This is a genomic window from Vibrio sp. 1874 (assembly GCF_033344395.1).
In the GTDB taxonomy this organism is placed as follows: domain Bacteria; phylum Pseudomonadota; class Gammaproteobacteria; order Enterobacterales; family Vibrionaceae; genus Vibrio; species Vibrio alginolyticus.
In genome coordinates, this window is record NZ_JAWPOR010000026.1 from 1 (window position 1) to 15,865 (window position 15,865).

Consider the following 15,865-nt stretch of genomic DNA (forward strand, 5'->3'; position numbering starts at 1 on the left):
TGGTAGTTCAGTTGGTTAGAATACCGGCCTGTCACGCCGGGGGTCGCGGGTTCGAGTCCCGTCCACTCCGCCACTTAATATCGACAACCTCGCTTATGCGAGGTTTTGTCAAATCTAGAATATGAAAATTCTATAGGGGTGTAGCTCCAATTGGCAGAGCAGCGGATTCCAAATCCGCGTGTTGGGAGTTCGAATCTCTCCACCCCTGCCACATATCAGGCTCTGGCTTAGGTCAGAGCCTTTTTTGTATCTGGTTTCTTCTCATTATTACAGCTTATTTCTACTCTTATCCCGTAAGTATGGCTTTCTGCTGTACTTTGGCAGCATTTAATCTACTGAACGAACGAAACTACAGTTAGCTGTAATGATCAGTGGCCCGAAATTTTAATAATAAAGGGGAATCACTATTTATATTTAGTTAAACTCAACCGATCTGGATTAATGAGTAACTATGTATGGATATATCTCGTCGACGCTTTCTTCAATCATCCTTAGCAATCTCCGCGCTTACCGTTCTACCTGCATGTTCTCTATCTAGGAGCACTAATAAGCAGAGGCAATATATATACGATATCACTGCAGAGCCTTCTACTGCAGAATTGATCCCTGGGTTTAACACAGACGTACTCGCATTTAATGGTTCGATTCCAGCGCCTACGATTCGTTGTCGCCAAGGCGAGAAAGTTATAATTCGGTTTACTAACAAGCTTTCAGAGCCGACTACAATCCACTGGCATGGCTTGCGAATCCCTATTGAAATGGATGGTGTACCTTTCTTAAGCCAGCCGCCTATCATGTCGGGTGAAACATTCGTTTATGAATTTACACCGCCAGATGCAGGCACGTTTTGGTATCACCCCCACATGAATAGCGTTAAGCAACTTGGTATGGGCTTAGTTGGGCTAATTATCGTTGAAGAGGCTGAGACTGTTCTATTTGATGAAGAACATGAAGTCGTCCTCAAGCATTGGCATTTAGACAAACTAGGTCAGTGGAAGAACCTTATGGTGCCGCGCTTGAGCGCTCGTATGGGGACTCCCGGAGAGTGGAGTAGCGTCAATGGTGTGCATGAACCTGTTTATACGCTGAAGCAGAATGCTACCACGCGATTAAGAATTGCTAATGTCGATAACACCATTACTTACCCGATCGCTATTGAAGGTGCAGAGGCTTGGGTTATTGCTATTGATGGTAACCCTGTTAAAACGCCTTATAAGCTCACTCAGCATAAAATTGGTCCAGGAATGAGGTTAGATGTCGGATTGATTGCTCCAAAGGCTGGAAAACGTGTTTATGTGCGTCAAATGAAAGGACGCTTCCCATTCCCTTTGTGCGAGTTTGACGTTGTTGAGTCTGACCTGTCGAACAACCAGAAACTGCCTTTATTACCTCTCAACCCTGTGCCAGCTCTCGATTTGAAAAATGCAGAGCAAATCGATTATGTGTTTGAGTGGGAGGGGGCGATCACTCCTGCTGATAAATCGGGCAAAGCGATACCTAAATTCTGGCTGATGAACAAACGGACTTGGGAGGGAATGAGCAAAGATAATATTCCAGCGCCCCTTTCAACATTGGAGATGGGAAAAACCTATATCTTCAACCTAAAGAACGTCACCCAATATCATCATCCTATTCACCTTCATGGACACACATTTACGGTTCTTGAGTTAGATGGAAAAAAACTCGACGAACCGTTTCATACCGATACGGTCTTGCTTGGAAAAAACGGCAGTGCGAAAGCGGCATTTGTTGCAGATAACCCTGGACGTTGGATGTACCATTGTCATGTGATCGAACACATGAAGACGGGGTTGATGGGTTATATTGAAGTAAAGTGACTCCTGTAACTTTTTAAATCTTGATAAGTTTTAAGCGCTATAATTTGCTGAATTCTAAGATTGTATAATCACTATTGCCGTAAATTTGATTACAATGTCGCCATTAACTTTTCTGGGGGAATTATGGGACAACTATCCGTTTTGGGTTTTATTGCATTGGGTGGTGCATTTGGTGCATGTTCTCGTTACTTAATTTCTGAACTTTGTGTCATTTTATTGGGGCGTGGTTTGCCATATGGTACGTTAACCGTTAACGTTGTTGGCTCATTTATGATGGGCTTATTGATAGCAGCTTTCGATAATGAACTTTTGGCAACGGAACCTTGGCGACAAGTGATTGGCTTGGGTTTTTTAGGCGCACTAACGACGTTTTCCACCTTCTCGATGGATAATGTTTTGCTTATGCAGCAGGGCGCTTTCTTTAAGATGGGGTTGAACGTATTGTTGAATGTCGTGTTAAGTATTTCAGCGGCGTGGATAGGCTTTCAATTATTGATGCGCAGCTAGCAAAGTAGTTAAAAATTGAACAGGTCGGCTTGGTTTCACCAAGCCGTTTTTATATACTGACATCACTTGTCGGAGTGCCATAAGGCTGAGACCGTTAATTCGGGATCCGTTGAACCTGATCAGATTAGAATCTGCGAAGGGAACAAGAGAAGATATTCACACCGGAGTTCTTTCTGGTTGATCTATCAAAAGTCGAATGTTGTTACAGGCAAATATCGTAAGCTTTAACTAGCCTTAATTTGACTCCTCTTGTCGCATCTATCCGCCAAGCATTTTTATCCAATTACTTTTTATCTAGTATAACAAAGCAAGGAAAAATGCTATGTCGAGTCGCAAACAAGCGAGACTGGAAGCAAAACAGTTCATTGATACACTCTCGGTACAACCGTACCCCAATTCAAGCAAAGTCTACGTAGAAGGCTCACGTCCAGATATTCGTGTGCCAATGCGTGAAATATCACTCGCTGATAGCCTTATTGGAGGCACAAAAGAAGCGCCTATATTCGAACCTAATGAGCCAGTACGCGTTTACGATACGTCGGGTGTATACACAGATCCAGAGCACACCATAGACCTCTATAACGGCTTACCTAAGCTGAGAGAAGGGTGGATTGAAGAGCGCGCCGATACTGAGCTACTTGATGAAGTAAGCTCGGTGTACACCAAAGAACGCTTAGAAGACGAAACACTAGACGATCTTCGTTACGGTAATCTACCACGTATTCGACGTGCCAAAGATGGCCATTGTGTGACTCAATTGCACTATGCTCGCAAAGGTATTATTACCCCAGAAATGGAATATATCGCGCTGCGTGAAAACATGGGGCGTGCCAAGTATCGCGATGAAGTGCTGAATCAACAGCATCCGGGTCAAAGCTTCGGAGCGAACCTACCAAAAGATATTACCGCCGAATTCGTGCGTAAAGAAGTCGCCGAAGGTCGCGCTATTATCCCTTCAAATATTAACCACCCAGAATCCGAACCAATGATCATTGGACGTAACTTTTTGGTCAAAGTGAACGCCAACATCGGTAACTCATCGGTCACTTCTTCGATTGAGGAAGAAGTAGAAAAGTTAGTATGGGCAACGCGCTGGGGTGGCGATACCGTTATGGATCTCTCTACTGGACGCAATATTCACGAAACTCGCGAGTGGATTCTACGTAACAGTCCGGTTCCGATCGGTACCGTGCCAATGTACCAAGCGCTTGAGAAAGTGAACGGTGTTGCGGAAAACCTTAACTGGGAAGTGATGCGCGATACCCTGATTGAGCAAGCAGAGCAGGGCGTTGACTACTTTACTATCCATGCCGGTTTACTACTTCGTTATGTGCCAATGACTGCAAAACGCGTTACTGGCATCGTCTCTCGTGGTGGTTCTATCATCGCGAAATGGTGTTTAGCGCATCACCAAGAAAGCTTCTTATATACCCACTTCCGAGAGATCTGTGAAATCTGTGCTAAGTACGATGTCGCACTATCTCTTGGTGATGGTCTGCGCCCTGGCTCGGTAGCCGATGCTAACGACGAAGCGCAATTTGCAGAGCTTCGCACTCTTGGTGAGTTGACCAAGATAGCGTGGGAATACGACGTACAGGTGATAATCGAAGGTCCTGGTCATGTTCCAATGCACATGATCAAAGAGAACATGGAAGAGCAGCTAGAGCATTGTCATGAAGCTCCTTTCTACACGCTTGGTCCGCTGACGACAGATGTCGCTCCTGGTTACGACCATATTACTTCAGGTATTGGCGCAGCCATGATTGGTTGGTATGGCTGTGCGATGCTTTGCTACGTCACTCCTAAAGAGCATCTTGGTTTACCAAACAAAGAAGACGTGAAAGTAGGCATGATAACTTACAAGCTTGCTGCGCACGCCGCGGATTTGGCGAAGGGACATCCTGGTGCACAAGTTCGTGATAACGCGCTTTCTAAAGCTCGCTTCGAGTTCCGCTGGGAAGACCAATTCAACTTGTCACTCGATCCAGATACCGCGCGCGCTTTCCATGACGAAACCTTGCCTCAAGAGTCTGGAAAAGTTGCTCACTTCTGTTCGATGTGCGGGCCAAAGTTCTGCTCGATGAAGATCTCGCAAGAGGTTCGAGAATATGCGAAAGACACAGAGCAAGTTGCTGCGGACCAAGCTATATCGATCAAAATGCTGGATGACCCTCTTGAGGGGATGCGTCAGAAATCGCAAGAATTTAGAGAGACAGGTTCTGAGCTATACCACCCAGCAGCACATGCCGAGGTAAGTGACTAATGAGCAAAATCCTTATTCCGTCATCATTGATTGAACTGACTGGTTTAGTTCAGCAATGTTTGTTGTTGGCGAAAGAACAGGGTTTTAGCATCGAAGACGTTGAGTTGGGTGTGAGCCCAACTCAATCTATTCAGCTTGTTCGCGGCCAACAGACCACACACATAACGACTGATCTCATTGATGATTATGACTCTGAGCATGAGAGTTCATTTGTGCTCTATTACCGTTCTGCTTTGTCGGTAGAAGCGTGCGCTAAGCAACCGTCGAAAGCGATTCATATTGGCATTGCTGATACGCAGGTATCCGATGAAAAGGAGAAAGTGCTTCAGCTTGATATCTGGCGTCACCTAATTAACAACGAAGTGAGAGCGCTTTCCGTTAAGTCCAAATTCAACGCAATGTTCGATCCTGAACATCACCTTGCTTGGATAGTAACGCTGACAGTACTCGATTTTCCTATCGAAGATGCGTTAACACTTGCTCGAGGAATGCTAACTCAACAAGCGAATGTTTCACGTGAAACACTGTTGAATGACAACCTTGGTGAGGGACGATCTACTCAGTGGGCTGACCAATTTGATGATTTCCCCACACCTGTACTAGAGGATAACCGACTCGATATTCAAGTTGGTTGGTCTGCACAAGGTGAGAGCGTTAGCTTTCCAACTCTAACTAAGCAAAGTCTAGGGCTCTATCCAGTCGTTGATGATGTTGCTTGGATTGAGCGTCTACTGCCACTAGGCATCAACACTATTCAACTGCGAATCAAGAACCCACAACAAGCCGATTTAGAACAACAGATCATTCGAGCAATTGAGCTAGGCCGTCAGTATCAAGCACAAGTGTTCATCAATGACTATTGGCAGTTGGCAATCAAGCATGGCGCTTATGGCGTTCACCTAGGACAAGAAGACATAGAAGAATCGAATTTGGCTCAGATAACTAAAGCCGGCATTTGTCTTGGTCTTTCTACTCATGGTTATTATGAGCTACTGCGCATCGTACAAATTCATCCTAGTTACATCGCGCTAGGGCATATTTTCCCAACCACCACTAAACAGATGCCATCGAAACCACAAGGTTTGGTGCGCTTGGCTCTGTATCAAAAGCTGATTGATAGCATTCCTTACGGAAACACAGCGTCGGCTTTCCGTCCTTCGAAAGACAAAACTGTGACTGGCAATGTACTTGGCTTTCCGACGGTCGCGATTGGTGGTATTGACCAATCTAATGCAGCCCAAGTTTGGCAAGCAGGTGTTTCTAGTTTGGCAGTTGTGCGAGCTATTACGTTGGCAGAATCACCTCAGTCGGTCATCGAGTTCTTCGTACAACTGATGAAGGAAAGACAGCTAACGTTTACTGATCAGAATAGTAAATTGGTGGATACCAAGAGAGGCGAGCATGCTGACGGATAAGCAGTTCCTTCGCTATCAACGTCAAGTCGCTCTGCCAGAAATTGCCGAAGTTGGGCAAGAGCGGTTGAGTAAATCGAATGTGCTGATCATCGGTTGTGGTGGGTTAGGAAGTGCTGCGAGTTTGTACTTGGCATCAGCGGGTGTTGGTAAATTGGTTGTGGTCGATGACGATGAAGTTGATAGCAGTAACCTACAACGTCAGATCATTTATCGTGAACAAGACCTCCAAGTTGCGAAAACAAAAGCGACTGTAAAGCAACTCACTGAACTTAATTCTATGGTCCAAGTTCGTGCTCTCAATAAGCGATTAGACAAAGCACAGCTGCAGCTTGAAGTGATGCTAGCGGATGTGGTGCTCGACTGCACCGATAACATGCCAACGCGTCAGCTCATTAACCAAGTTTGTTTCGAGCAAAATACGCCACTTATCTCAGCGGCGGCAATTGGTTGGCAAGGACAATTTGCTGTCTTTGATTACCAAATACCAAGTGAACAAGAAGCGCAGAGTAAAGCCTGTTACCGCTGTTTGTATCCGTTCGACGAATTACCGCAAACGCAAAAGTGTAGTGAGAGTGGTGTCGTTGGTCCGGTGGTGGGCACACTTGGTAACTACCAAGCGATAGCGGCAATTCAAAAACTGGCGACGGGAAAGTTTCATGTCGAGACTGCCAAGTTGCATCTGTTTGATGGGTTGAAACTGCAATGGCAAACCATGGCGATAAGCAAAGACAAACAGTGCCAAGTGTGTGCTCAGATTTAGCTTACGAGTAATTGGCAGAATTAAGAGAGTTGGAAGCAATGACGTTATCAGAACAACAAACAATACAAATGACCGCTGCTGACTTAGATGTGATCACTATTGTCATCAATGACCAGTCACATCAAGTTGCCAGTGAGTCAAATCTACAGCAAATCATTAGTCAATTTGCGCTGCCTGAAATGGGCTGTGTTTTTGCAATTAATAACAATGTTGTGCCGCGCAGTGAGTGGGCTAGCACAGTTCTTTCACAGGGAGATAGCATCTCTTTGTTTCAAGCGATCGCAGGGGGTTAAAGTCGATGCTTAAAATTGGTGATAAACAATTCGAATCAAGACTGTTCACGGGAACAGGGAAGTTTGCCAACAGCCGATTAATGGCAGAAGCGATTCAAGTGTCGGGATCTCAACTTGCGACCATGGCGTTGAAGCGTGTCGATGTGAACGACCGACAAGACGATATTTTGCTTCCGTTAGTACAAGCGGGTGTGAACTTATTGCCGAACACCTCGGGTGCAAAGAATGCTAAAGATGCTGTGTTTGCCGCGCAACTGGCGCGAGAAGCGTTGGGCACTAACTGGTTAAAACTAGAAATTCATCCAGACCCGAAGTACTTGATGCCTGATCCAATTGAGACACTTGCTGCCGCTGAGCAACTGGTTCGTGAAGGCTTCATTATCCTTCCTTACTGTCATGCTGACCCGGTTCTGTGTAAACGATTGGAAGAAGTGGGTTGTGCAGCGGTCATGCCATTAGGTGCGCCGATCGGTTCTAACAAAGGGATAGTTTCTCACGACTTCCTAGAGATCATTATCGACCAAGCTAATGTTCCTGTGGTTGTGGATGCGGGTATCGGTGCTCCTTCACATGCTGCGCGTGCGATGGAAATGGGCGCGGATGCCGTGCTCGTCAATACTGCGATTGCAGCTTCGAGCGATCCCGTTGCGATGGCGAAGGCATTTAAGTTGGCGGTAGAGTCGGGGCGTATGGCTTATGAAGCCGGACTTGCTGGTAAGGTTTCTCATGCGGTTGCGTCGAGTCCACTGACGTCATTCCTAGATGAGCTTTAGTCCTAGATTGGTTTAGCTATTAAGCGAGGAAAACATGAGCTTCGTTGAACAATTTAAGCAGCTGAATTGGGACGACATCTCGATGTCGATCTACGCGAAAACGGCACAAGATGTCGAGCGAGCATTGAATAAACCCAAGCGTGATTTGGAAGACTTTAAAGCGCTTATTTCACCAGCGGCTGAAGCGTACTTAGAGCAAATGGCGCAGCTGTCATACTCGGCAACTCGCAAGCGTTTTGGTAATACCATGTCGCTTTACATTCCACTGTACCTTTCTAACTTGTGCGCCAATGCTTGTACTTATTGTGGCTTCTCAATGGAGAATAGAATCAAGCGTCGTACCTTGAATAGGGACGAAGTGGTTGCAGAAGTTGAAGCTATTAAACGCATGAAGTTCGATAGCGTATTGCTGGTGACTGGTGAACACGAAACCAAAGTGGGGATGAAATACTTTCGCGAAATGGTGCCGATGATTAAGCAACGCTTTAATTATTTGGCGATGGAAGTGCAGCCGCTAGGTCAAGACGAATACGCCGAGCTCAAGACATTGGGTTTGGATGCGGTGATGGTCTATCAAGAAACGTATCATCCTTCGACTTACGCCGAGCACCATCTGCGTGGCAATAAGATGGATTTCGAATACCGATTGGATACACCCGATCGTCTTGCAAAAGCAGGCATCGATAAGATCGGTATTGGCGCTTTGATAGGGTTGGAAGAGTGGCGAACAGATTGCTTTTATGTGGCAGCGCACTTGGACTATCTTGAGCGCACGTATTGGCAGACTCGTTACTCCATTTCATTTCCGCGTTTACGTCCTTGTGAGGGCGCGCTCCAACCAAAATCAGTCATGACGGATAAGCAGCTTGTGCAGTTGATTTGCGCTTATCGTTTGCTAAATCCAGAAGTTGAGTTGTCATTATCGACTCGTGAATCACCGAAATTCAGAGACAATGCATTACCGTTAGGCATCACCAGCATGTCTGCTGCATCGAAAACTCAGCCGGGTGGGTATGCGATGGATGATGTTGAACTCGAGCAGTTTGAGATCAGTGATGAGCGAAGCGCGGGTTCTGTGGAAGATATGATTCGAGCCAAAGGCTTTGACCCAGTATGGCGAGATTGGCACTCGGCGTATTCTGGTTAAGTAGCAAAGAAAGCCACTAGTCATCGTTATGTTTCACGTGAAACATAGGCAAAAAAAGAGGGTTGATGCAAAACATCAACCCTCTACTTTTTTCTAGCTTCTAGCTTCTAGCTTCTAGCTTCTAGCTTCTAGCTGTGTGCTACTGGTAGCGTTGCTTGACGAAGCCACTCTTTCACATCACCTTCAACTAGCGGGCTGATCTCATCCCATACTTTCTGATGGTAATCATTCAGCCAAGCAAGTTCTGGACGAGTTAGCATATCAACGTTGATGTTGCGCTTGTCGATTGGGCAGCGTGTTAGCGACTCAAATGATAGAACAGGGAAGTCACCGTTAGTCGGGGTTTCAACAACAAGCTCTAGGTTCTCGATACGGATACCAAACGCATCTGCACGGTAGTAACCTGGCTCGTTGGATAGCACCATACCTTCTGTCAGAGGCACATCGATTTGCTTCTTCGAAATGCTCGCTGGACCTTCATGAACACTTAGGAAGTGACCAACACCGTGACCAGTACCGTGATCGTAATCGTAGCCTTCCGCCCATAGGTGCTGACGAGCTAGCGTATCGATTTGGTAACCACGTGTGCCTTTCGGGAAACGTGCACGTGCAACACCGATGTGACCTTTTAGCGCAAGAGTGAATTGTTTAATCATCTCTTGTGAAGGCTGACCTATGGCAATGGTACGCGTGATGTCTGTCGTACCATCTAGGTACTGACCGCCTGAATCCACGAGGTAAAGTGTGTTCAGTTCTAGCTTGCCAGGTTCAGGTTGGTTTTCGTGGTTGTAGTGACACATTGCCGCGTTACCGCCGGCAGCTGAAATGGTATCGAAGCTAAGATCCATAAGTGTTGGGTCTTCGCTACGGAACGCTTCCAGTTTGTCTGCCAGCGTCGCTTCATCATGCAGGTTACCCGCAACGACTTCTGCATCTAACCAAGATAGGAACTTGCTCATCGCAACGCCATCGCGGATATGACAGGCTTTCATGCCTGCGATTTCAACGGCGTTCTTCGCTGCTTTTGGCATTAGACATGGATCTGCTTTGCTTACCACGGTTGCGCCGGCGTTTTGCAGAACCAACTTAAACCATGCGTTACTTGTCGCAGGGTCAACCAATACATTCTTGCCAGTCAGGGTTTCTAGTCGTGTTTGCAATGCTTCAGGGTGATGAACGGTCACGCCTGAACCAACGTGAGCGTCAAACTCAGCCGGTAGACGAGCTGGATCTAGGAAGTATTCCACGCTTGAATCTGAGTGCAGAATCGCGTGAGAAAGCAGAACCGGAAGACGTGAGACATCTAGACCACGAACGTTGAGCAACCAACAGATAGAATCAAGTGCTGTGATCACTGCGCTGTCTGCACCGGCTTTTTTCACGAGCTCTGCGATTTCTTGGCGTTTGCTTTCACTTGACTGACCAACTGCTTCTGTTGCCATTAGGCGAACATCAGAAACCACAGGAGCAGGGCGGTCGTGCCACAGTTCATCAATTGGGTTGCTATCGAGAATCTTAAGCTCAAGTGCGCCAGCAAGTTTTGCTTGTGCCATGTCTAGCCAAGCAGCGTTGTGCATGCGAGGGTCGATTGCCACAGACGCGCCATTTGCAAGATGGTCTTTAATCCAATCTAGTGCAGGCTCTTCAATCAAGTGACGGTATTCGAATAGATCAGCAGGAACCTGCTTTGTTACTTGTACTGTGTAGCGACCATCAACAAAGATAGCGGCTTTGTCTTTGGTGATTACCGCAGCACCAGCAGAACCAGTAAAGCCAGTTAGCCAATGTAAACGCTCGTTGTGCGCTGGTACGTATTCACCCAAGTACTCGTCTTCATGAGGGACAAGTAGGGCATCAATATTCTGTTGTGCTAGCCATTCGCGAATTGCATTCACGCGGCTTTGGGTATCGTTGTGCATCTGTGTTATTCCTTCAAATTACCGCTCCTTCATGCTCAGGTGTGGGAGCTGTTTCCATCTGCTTCATGCAGTTTACGATTCCATTGAGGTTCGCAATCACTTCAATAGAGTCGGAGTACAACTAGGCCATAGATGAGCCAAAAAGGACTACGACAGTTAAGCTACTCATTTTAGCCGCTAAGCGCAAATTGAGCGCGGTGTTTTTATCTAAGGTGATCGGTTTTTTGTGTGATCATCGTACGTAGCCAGCCTAATGCAGGGTCGTTTTCTCTGTCTCGGTGCCAGAATAAAGTGTAAGCCATAGGTGGGAATTCTAACGGTAGTGGCAGCACGACCAAATCAAGCTGTTTGGCCGCAAGTTGCACAAAATGACTTGGCGCAGTAAAGATAAAGTCGGTGTATGAACATAAACTTGCGGCACTGTTAAAGTCGGGCACAGTGACGGCAATATCGCGGTCGGTGCCAATATCTGCAAGGCGATAATCCAGCAACCAACGGTCGTTGCCATCACAACGTACTTGTACATGGCGTAGGGCGAGATAGGCTTCCAGATTCCAAGGTTGTTTTAGCGCAGGGTGGTTTTTGCGAATGATGCACATTTGGTAATCACGATAAATTTCCAACTCGCAAATGTCATCGGGTGGTTGAAGAGTCAGCTTGGCATCGTTTATATCGATATCTTTTCCAGTTAAGCCTAAATCCAGTTCGCCGCGTTGAAGCATTTTAAATGTATTATCCGACCACGGGTGTGTGCTAATTGTCACGCCAGGTGCTTGTTGAAAAATCGCCGGTAAGAAATGGGGTAGAATGAGAGGGTAGACACTCTCTACCGCTGCTATTTGAAAACGGTATTCACTGCTTTGGGGAGAAAACTCTTCGGGTTGAGTCAGCACTTCTAACTGATTTATCAACAGATCCAGTTTCGGTTTAAGAAACAATGCGCGCGGCGTAGGTGTTAATCCATGTGAGTTTCGAGTGAAAAGCGGGTCATCAAATTGAATGCGCAGTTTAGCCAGTGATTTACTTACGGCAGATTGGCTTAAGCACAATCGGTGGGCCGCACGAGTAACGTTTAACTCTTCAATCAGCACTTTAAAGCAGACCAATAGATTTAAATCGATACGAGCCAGTTTTTCGACGTTCACAGTGAATTTCCTCTGAGGAATAATGCTCATGATTATACATCATTTCCATTCATATCATCAGATGATTAAGCTTTACCCAAAGTTCTTTATCCAATTCGGAGTGTTGTGTGTCTAGCCAGTTTTCTAATAGTAAAAAACAGATGGCGTTATTGACCCTTTTGGTTCTTTTCAGTCCTTTAGCGATTGATATTTATCTACCTGCTTTACCTCTTATTGCTTCCACTTTTCAGGTCGATAATGCGCTAGCACAAGACACGATCACTTGGTTCTTATTTGCTATGGGTGTTGGTCAGCTATTCGCAGGTCCCCTAGCAGATAAACTCGGACGTCGAACTGTTGCATTGGGCGGTATCACCATTTACGCGATGAGCGCTTTATTGGCGTGGAGTGCTCAAAATATTGAGTGGATGTTGGTTTCCCGACTGCTACAAGGCTTAGGTGCGTGTGCGACATCGGTAGCAGCCTTTGCAACAGTTCGCGATATCTTTGGCCCGGAAAAAAGCGGCAAAATGATCAGCTACCTTAACGGTGCGATTTGTTTCATTCCGGCTTTAGCTCCAATTCTAGGTAGCTGGTTAACTCAGCAATTTGACTGGCGTGCTAACTTTAGCTTTATGGCTGGTTTTGCTGTGGTGTCTGGATCATTGATGTTTTTCATGATGAAAGAGACTAACCCGTCAACAGAAAAGCAAGCCGTGTTTAAGCTTAGTCGGTATTGGGCAGTGCTTAGCACACCATCTTTTGTTTTCCATGCGTCATTATGCTTGATGGCGATGGCGGTTATTCTTGCTTACGTTACCTCAGCACCGTCGGTATTGATGACGGGGATGGGGCTGTCGATGAATGAATTCACTTTCTGGTTTGGTGTAAATGCGGTGATAAACATTGCGGCATGTATGCTGGCGCCTAAGTTTATGGAGCGCGTTGGAACTCACAACACCTTAGTCACCGGGATCTCAACTCTGGGTCTCGCAGGTGTGATCATGCTAGTGATGAATGGTCAGAATACCGCGCTTTCTTTCATGTTACCTATCTTTATGTCTTCTGTAGGTTTTGCATTCATTCTGGGTGCAGCGGCAGGGAAAGCGTTAGAACCGTTTGGTGATAAGGCGGGCACGGCAGCTGCACTGCTTGGATTGTTCCAAATGAGTGGCTCTGGTTTGTTGGTGGGTACACTGCAACGCTTATCTCTGGATCCACAAACCTTGATCGCAATTCATATGTGGGTCCTATTACCTGCGTTGGTCGTTCTGTTTACAAAAGCAGGGAAGAACTGGCACTCGAGCTTTGCGAAAGCGTAAATCAGTGTAATTTAGTATTTTCCAATGTAAGTAAGGCGTGTATATTTGTCACTCAGACTTTTCCTGACACCATAACGGAACTCAAAAAGTAATGTCGTTAACCACGTATGAAATGGCTCGTATTCTAGAGCAAATGGAAGATTCACCAGAAAAGGTGATGTTTGGCAAGTTGCTTAATGAGCTGGGTAATCAAAGCTCCGAGCGTATTCGTAGTGCGGCGAAACAAGTACCTCTGCCAATTTTGCGTGATATCGTGTACCAATTTCAGCAAGTGATTGAGTCACGCAAAGATGAACAAGTCGAGCAGATGGCAAAAGACCTCGCTCAGCAAGGTATCTCAGCAGAAGAGCTACTGGCTTACTTGAATAAATAATAAAAAATCCCCGCATGATGCGGGGATTTTTTTAGCTCGTCATTTTCTTTTTCAGGATGTGGTCCAAAGACAGCGGTCCTGGCCCCCATACGATTACGATAAGAATCATCAATCCCCAAAGTTGGTGGTCATAAAAACCTTTCTCCCACAACAGTGGGTAAGAGATCACTGCGATGATGTTGAACACAAACAGCATTGCTGCCATCGGGCGGGTAATCAATCCCAGTGCCAAGAACACCGGTAGAACCAACTCCGCAGCCGTACCTAAATAAGCCGCCAATTCCCATGGCAAGATTGGCACTTGGTATTCCAGCTCAAATAAGTACAGCGTGCTATCCCAAGATGAGATTTTGATTAGTCCTGAATTGAAGAACACCCAGGCTACCCACAAGCGACAAAAGAGAAGTAGTAAAGGGACAAAGCCAGCTTGTAGGGTACTGATTAAATCGTCGTACCGATTCACTAAGTTTTTAACCGTATCCGTCATAGAGTGCTCCTTAGATTGATTGCAATGTAAAGCCGTCAACAATATCGAGTGCCATGATGCGATTGAGATGAGCGAGTAAAACTTCAGGTATTTCGCTCAAACTCTGCTTCTGCTCTAAACATTGCAGCAGTTGGAACACATCGGCATCGAGTGCGTGACACAAGGCTTCTCCATTGGCTTGAATCGAGATGACACCTTGCTGTAATTGGTTGATATTAAGTTGTTCGAATTGCCCAGTTTGAATCGCACTAAATAGATCGAATACTGCGTAATTGGAGTCAAAGCTGCGGCAGCCCTTTTTAAGGTGTAAGACTAAAGCGGGTTGTTGCTCTTCACTCACTTCGCCAAGTAACGCAAGCGGTTTTAATTCCGCTGCATTGGATTGCTCATACTGTGCTTGACGAGCTAGGTCGATATGCCACTCGAAGCGTGCGACTTCAGGGCTGTAAGGTGCTTGTGCGATCACCTGACTAAACTGCATGATGGTGTCTTGAAAGCCTTCGCCATAATGCACCACATTTCCTTCTTTTAATGGGTAAGAAAGAACATGCTGGCGAGCTATCTGTTCAAAGCATTCTTCACCAAGCAGCGCTTCAACCATCGGGTAGGTCGCGGACAACACTTCGCTTAAGCTGACGATAAAGTTATTGCGGTAAATTTGTATGCGTTCATCAGCGGTAAACTCATCACTGGCAATATCGCAGTCTTCACCGAGCGCTTGATAGTGCAGGGCTTTAGCAAACTGGCTTTGTAAGGTGGCTAGATTCATGATGCCTTCCTTGGTTCGCTTTGTTCACTTGGAAGTGTGCCTTGCAACAGCAGTTGCGATGCTTTCTGCGCTTCTCCTAATAAGACTTCTGGCGCGGGGATATCCAAATCCCATTCAATCAACGTATGACGTGGACCGTGTTTTTTTGTCCACTGCGCGAACAGTTGCCAAACTTCATCACTAACTGGGCGGCTATGGGTATCAATCCATATCTCACCTTTGTCGAGTTGTTTGATGGTAAAACCTGCCAAGTGAATCTCATCCACTTTGTCGGCTGGAATCGCATCTAGGTATGTGTCGCAATCAAAACCGTGGTTGAACGCCGAAACATAAACATTGTTTAGATCGAGCAATAAACGACAGTCAGTGCGCTTTTGCACTTCGGTAAGAAACTCCCATTCGCTGATGGTCGAATGTTGAAACTTCACATAACTAGATGGGTTCTCTATCAAGATCTCGCGTTGCAAATATTCCTGCACTTCATTCACGTTACGAGTGAACACGTTGAGCGCTTCTTCCGTATACGGAAGTGGAAGCAGGTCATTAAAGTAGTGACCGCCGTTTTCACTCCAACTTAAATGGTCAGAAACAAGAATTGGGTCGATTGAGTCAATCAGTGATTTAAGTTGCGCAAGATGCTTTTGACTAACACGTTCCACCGAACCTAGCGACAAACCAATACCGTGGCAGCTAATTTGATATTGCTCGCGAAGCGTTTGTAGCTGATGGCGCTCTGTTGCATTGGGTTGGAAATAGTTTTCACTGTGGATTTCTAACCAAGACAACTCAGGCTGGGATTGGCTAAAGTAATCGAGGTGAGGGGTTCTTAATCCAACTCCAACAAGGTCGTGGAAGGTGTGGTGTTTCACGTGAAA

The 15,865-nt window shown here is 46.1% G+C and carries 15 protein-coding genes, 1 tRNA gene and 1 riboswitch; of the genes, 11 read left to right on the forward strand and 5 right to left on the reverse strand.

The window, feature by feature from the left end:
- Nucleotides 1–134: 134 nt before the first annotated feature.
- The 9 genes from R8N46_RS23065 (at nt 135) to thiH (ending at nt 8,996) form a co-directional block, all read left to right on the forward strand.
- Nucleotides 135–211: transfer RNA gene (locus tag R8N46_RS23065), tRNA-Trp, on the forward strand.
- Between the two features lie 244 nt (nt 212–455).
- Nucleotides 456–1,838 carry a multicopper oxidase family protein gene (locus R8N46_RS23070; protein ID WP_213972579.1) on the forward strand — a complete coding sequence of 461 codons (1,383 nt, stop codon included), beginning with the start codon at nt 456–458 and terminating at the stop codon, nt 1,836–1,838.
- Nucleotides 1,839–1,961: 123 nt separating this feature from the next.
- Nucleotides 1,962–2,345, forward strand: coding sequence for a fluoride efflux transporter CrcB (gene crcB, locus R8N46_RS23075; protein WP_213972580.1), 384 nt, complete (start codon nt 1,962–1,964; stop codon nt 2,343–2,345).
- 60 nt (nt 2,346–2,405) lie between these two features.
- A riboswitch (TPP riboswitch) is annotated at nt 2,406–2,504 on the forward strand.
- Between the two features lie 163 nt (nt 2,505–2,667).
- The gene (gene thiC, locus R8N46_RS23080; protein WP_213972581.1) at nt 2,668–4,608 is read left to right on the forward strand and encodes a phosphomethylpyrimidine synthase ThiC; all 1,941 of its coding nucleotides are present in this window, start codon (nt 2,668–2,670) and stop codon (nt 4,606–4,608) included.
- On the forward strand, nt 4,608–6,023 hold the full coding sequence (locus R8N46_RS23085; RefSeq protein ID WP_250654330.1) for a thiamine phosphate synthase: 1,416 nt from the start codon (nt 4,608–4,610) through the stop codon (nt 6,021–6,023). The genes thiC and R8N46_RS23085 overlap by 1 nt, the downstream gene beginning before the upstream one ends.
- Nucleotides 6,010–6,783, forward strand: coding sequence for a HesA/MoeB/ThiF family protein (locus tag R8N46_RS23090; RefSeq protein ID WP_213900110.1), 774 nt, complete (start codon nt 6,010–6,012; stop codon nt 6,781–6,783). Before R8N46_RS23085 ends, R8N46_RS23090 begins: the two co-directional genes overlap by 14 nt.
- 38 nt (nt 6,784–6,821) lie before the next feature.
- Nucleotides 6,822–7,076 (forward strand): sulfur carrier protein ThiS, encoded by a 255-nt coding sequence (gene thiS, locus R8N46_RS23095; RefSeq protein ID WP_009703038.1) that lies wholly within the window; start codon nt 6,822–6,824, stop codon nt 7,074–7,076.
- Between the two features lie 5 nt (nt 7,077–7,081).
- The gene (locus R8N46_RS23100) at nt 7,082–7,849 is read left to right on the forward strand and encodes a thiazole synthase (RefSeq protein ID WP_171343425.1); all 768 of its coding nucleotides are present in this window, start codon (nt 7,082–7,084) and stop codon (nt 7,847–7,849) included.
- A gap of 34 nt (nt 7,850–7,883) precedes the next feature.
- Entirely contained in the window at nt 7,884–8,996 is a 1,113-nt protein-coding gene (gene thiH, locus R8N46_RS23105) for a 2-iminoacetate synthase ThiH (RefSeq protein ID WP_115386370.1), read from the forward strand.
- A 128-nt stretch (nt 8,997–9,124) separates the two neighbouring features.
- On the opposite strand, the gene R8N46_RS23110 is transcribed toward thiH, so the two are convergent.
- Both R8N46_RS23110 and R8N46_RS23115 read right to left on the reverse strand, forming a co-directional pair.
- Nucleotides 9,125–10,915 (reverse strand): aminopeptidase P family protein, encoded by a 1,791-nt coding sequence (locus R8N46_RS23110; protein WP_115386369.1) that lies wholly within the window; start codon nt 10,913–10,915, stop codon nt 9,125–9,127.
- A 203-nt stretch (nt 10,916–11,118) separates the two neighbouring features.
- The gene (locus R8N46_RS23115; RefSeq protein WP_053303014.1) at nt 11,119–12,060 is read right to left on the reverse strand and encodes a LysR family transcriptional regulator; all 942 of its coding nucleotides are present in this window, start codon (nt 12,058–12,060) and stop codon (nt 11,119–11,121) included.
- 107 nt (nt 12,061–12,167) lie between these two features.
- Here R8N46_RS23115 and R8N46_RS23120 point away from each other — a divergent pair, with 107 nt between their 5' ends.
- Both R8N46_RS23120 and R8N46_RS23125 read left to right on the forward strand, forming a co-directional pair.
- Nucleotides 12,168–13,361: a multidrug effflux MFS transporter gene (locus R8N46_RS23120; protein ID WP_005382927.1), complete on the forward strand. Its 1,194-nt coding sequence runs from the start codon at nt 12,168–12,170 to the stop codon at nt 13,359–13,361.
- 91 nt (nt 13,362–13,452) lie between these two features.
- A complete protein-coding gene (locus R8N46_RS23125) occupies nt 13,453–13,734 on the forward strand; it encodes a hypothetical protein (protein WP_005378786.1) in 282 nt (93 codons plus the stop codon).
- Between the two features lie 31 nt (nt 13,735–13,765).
- Here the strand turns inward: R8N46_RS23125 and R8N46_RS23130 are convergent, their stop codons facing one another.
- The 3 genes from R8N46_RS23130 to R8N46_RS23140 are packed head-to-tail and all read right to left on the reverse strand — an operon-like array spanning nt 13,766 to nt 15,859.
- Nucleotides 13,766–14,221, reverse strand: coding sequence for a DoxX family protein (locus R8N46_RS23130; RefSeq protein ID WP_005378784.1), 456 nt, complete (start codon nt 14,219–14,221; stop codon nt 13,766–13,768).
- A 10-nt stretch (nt 14,222–14,231) separates the two neighbouring features.
- Nucleotides 14,232–14,990, reverse strand: a complete 759-nt coding sequence (locus R8N46_RS23135) for a DNA-binding domain-containing protein (RefSeq protein WP_005378782.1) — start codon at nt 14,988–14,990, stop codon at nt 14,232–14,234.
- On the reverse strand, nt 14,987–15,859 hold the full coding sequence (locus R8N46_RS23140) for a DUF692 domain-containing protein (protein WP_005378781.1): 873 nt from the start codon (nt 15,857–15,859) through the stop codon (nt 14,987–14,989). Before R8N46_RS23140 ends, R8N46_RS23135 begins: the two co-directional genes overlap by 4 nt.
- Nucleotides 15,860–15,865: the final 6 nt, after the last annotated feature.